General features: G+C 64.8%; 2 protein-coding genes. Both read right to left on the reverse strand.

The window, feature by feature from the left end; translation table 11 throughout:
• Positions 1–72: 72 nt before the first annotated feature.
• Positions 73–807: a response regulator transcription factor gene (locus tag RUW20_RS20465; RefSeq protein WP_313954063.1), complete on the reverse strand. Its 735-nt coding sequence runs from the start codon at positions 805–807 to the stop codon at positions 73–75.
• Positions 804–995, reverse strand: a complete 192-nt coding sequence (locus tag RUW20_RS20470; protein ID WP_313954064.1) for a hypothetical protein — start codon at positions 993–995, stop codon at positions 804–806. The genes RUW20_RS20465 and RUW20_RS20470 overlap by 4 nt, the downstream gene beginning before the upstream one ends.
• Positions 996–1,085: the final 90 nt, after the last annotated feature.

A 1,085-nucleotide genomic window follows, 5' to 3' on the forward strand; every position in this document is an offset into this window, starting at 1 on the left:
CGGCGGCCGCGGGCGACTCAAGCGTTGGGAAACTACTCGGCGGGGAATGGGCTTACTGCTGCGCGACCGGTCTCACGCCCGAGGCTGCTGGCGCAGGGAGATGATGGCCAGCTCGGTACGCGTATTGGCGTGCAGTTTTTCCATAATCCGGCTGACATAGTTCTTCACCGTGCCCTCGGCGAGAAAGACGGCCGCCGCGATCTGCTTGTTACTCTTGCCTTCGGCGATCAGCGCGAGAATCTTTTCTTCTTTGCTGCTCAATGCTTCCGGCCCGGACAACGCAGTTTCCGTCCGAGTCGTTGCGGCAGGTGGGCTGGAAGCCGTGGGGTGGTCAACGGGGGGCTCGGCTGCCGGGGCCAACAGCCGCCGAAACTGATCCATCACCTTGCGCGCAATCTGCGGCGTCAGCCGTGACTCGCCGCGATGGACGGCGCGCACGGTTTCGAGGAGTTCGTCTTCGCTGGCGTCCTTGAGCAGATACGCCTGAGCGCCGGCGCGTACGGCGGCGAAGACGGACTCCTCGTCGTCCAGGGTGGTCAACACCAGCACGTGCGTATGCGGCAGCGCCATCGTGATCTCGCGCGTCGCTGCGACCCCCCCCTTGCGCGGCATGTGCAGATCCATCAGCACCACGTCCGGAGTCAGGCGCTCGGCGAGGGCTACGGCTTCGACGCCATCCGACGCTTGGCCGACGACCTCGATGTCGGCTTCGAGCGACAGCATCAGCGTCATGCCACGGCGGATCAGCGCTTGATCGTCGACGACCAGCACGCGGATACGGCCGCTGTCGGCCGCTGTTTCGCTCACCAAGACCTTCCTCCGCCGGTGTCGGCATCACTCGGGCACGGCGCAGCCCCTAATTGCTCGCGGATACGGCCAACCACCGGCGAAGGAAGGCGCGCCGTCAAATAGACGAGCATCGCGCTGACGGCGAGTTTCGCCTGCACCGGGGAGATTCCGGCCCGCTGTGCGACCAGTCGAATCAGTTCATTCACGGCACGAATCCTGGTTTCTGGAAGTCGGCAGGGAGTACGGAGGTGACCCCTGGGGTACCCTGACTGTAGCGCTTGCCGCTTGCTTGTGAG

This window comes from Accumulibacter sp., from assembly GCF_032229525.1.
In the GTDB taxonomy this organism is placed as follows: Bacteria; Pseudomonadota; Gammaproteobacteria; order Burkholderiales; family Rhodocyclaceae; genus Accumulibacter.